This window comes from Rhodoplanes roseus, from assembly GCF_003258865.1.
GTDB classification, from domain to species: Bacteria; Pseudomonadota; Alphaproteobacteria; order Rhizobiales; family Xanthobacteraceae; genus Rhodoplanes; species Rhodoplanes roseus.
This window is the reverse complement of sequence record NZ_NPEX01000561.1, coordinates 1-1395: the sequence shown is the minus strand read 5'-3', so window position 1 is coordinate 1395 and position 1395 is coordinate 1. Positions and strand designations below refer to the sequence as shown.

The following is a 1395-nucleotide window of genomic DNA, read 5'->3' as shown; positions in this document are numbered from 1 at the left end:
GCATTCGTCGCTTTGGGGACGGCCTTTTGGGCTCACTGGTGCGATCTTCGCTGAAACGCCACGGCGCCGTCGTCGCGGTCGACACCGAGACCGGCACGGTCGCGCTTCTCGACTACCGCGCCGTCCACGACGCGGGCGTCGCCGTCAATCCGATGGTGGTGGCCGGGCAGCTCGCCGGTGGCGTCGCCCAGGGCGTCGGCTCGGCCCTGCTCGAGCGGGTCGTCTACGAGCCGGGATCGGGCCAGCCCGTCGCGGCGAGCTTCGCCGACTATGCGATGCCGCACGCCGCCGACCTGCCGCCCTTCGACCTCGCGCTGCGCGGCGTTCCCTGCGCCTCCAACCTGGTCGGCGCCAAGCCGGCCGGCGAGGCCGGAACCGTCGCGGCGCCCGCCGCGATCGTCAACGCGATCGTCGACGCCTTGGCCGATCGCGGCGTCGGACATCTCGATCTTCCGGCCACTCCGCTCGCGGTGTGGCGCGCTCTCGCCGACGCTGCGGCGAGGCGAACCTCACAAATCGGTAATGCAGCAGGCGCTGAACCGTGCAGAAGCTGAGGCGTTGGCTCCTCACAAGGAGAACCAGATGAAACGTCACCTGTTGGGTTTCGCAGTGGCAGCAGCCGCGCTCTCGTTCAGCCCGGCGCTGCACGCCGCGCCATTGGGCGCGACGGGCGCCGCACGCGCGGCAGCCGATGCGATCGACGTCACGGAGTCGGTGCAGTTCCTGTACGGCGGCCGCCGGTACTGCTGGTACGACGGTGGCTGGCATGGACCGGGCTGGTACCGCTGCGGCTTCGCGTGGCGACGCGGCTTCGGATGGGGCGGCCCGCTCGGGTGGCATGGATGGAGCCGCGGCGGTCCCGGACCGCGACGGCATTACGGCGAGGGATATCGGCGGTTCGACGGCGGCCCGCAGCGGGGGCGGCCGGAGATGGGCCGCGGTCCCGGTCCGGATCGCATGGGACGCGGCGGCCCGCCCGGAATGCGTGACGGCGGCGGTCCCGGCATGCGGCAGGGCGTGGCCCCCGGTTCGCCGCGCGGCGGCATGACGGGCGGCGGCCCGCGTGGCGGCGGCACGACCGGAATGGGTGGTGGCGGCGGCCGCGGCCCGACCGGTGGCGGTGGTCCCGCCGCGGGTGCGGGTGGCGGTGGTGGACGCGGTCCGGGCGGCGGCGGCGGTCCCGGCCGCTGAGTCTCGACACAGCGCAGATCGACAGCGACGTTCAGGAGGCCTGCCGACCGGCGGGCCTCCTTTCATGTGGACTGGACTTCATATCGATCGGTCGGCCGCGTCGCCGATCTCCACCCGACATTCGACGCGGGATCGCCTCCAGGCGCTTCCGCAACCGTTCCCGGGTTCCCTCGTTCGCCATCAAAAGGCCCACCCACGGTAAGG

2 protein-coding genes are annotated in these 1395 nt (G+C 72.8%); both read left to right on the top strand.

What is annotated here, in order from left to right:
- On the top strand, positions 1-554 hold a 554-nt coding region (locus tag CH341_RS31245), incomplete at its 5' end, for a molybdopterin cofactor-binding domain-containing protein (RefSeq protein WP_210208702.1).
- Positions 523-1191 (top strand): hypothetical protein, encoded by a 669-nt coding sequence (locus CH341_RS34670; RefSeq protein WP_170149885.1) that lies wholly within the window; start codon positions 523-525, stop codon positions 1189-1191. The genes CH341_RS31245 and CH341_RS34670, both read left to right, overlap by 32 nt.
- Positions 1192-1395 lie beyond the last annotated feature (204 nt).

Excerpts from the sequence above, each read along its gene's own strand:
- CH341_RS34670 (WP_170149885.1), top strand. The coding sequence starts at position 523 with ATGCAGCAGGCGCTGAACCGTGCAGAAGCTGAGGCGTTGGCTCCTCAC.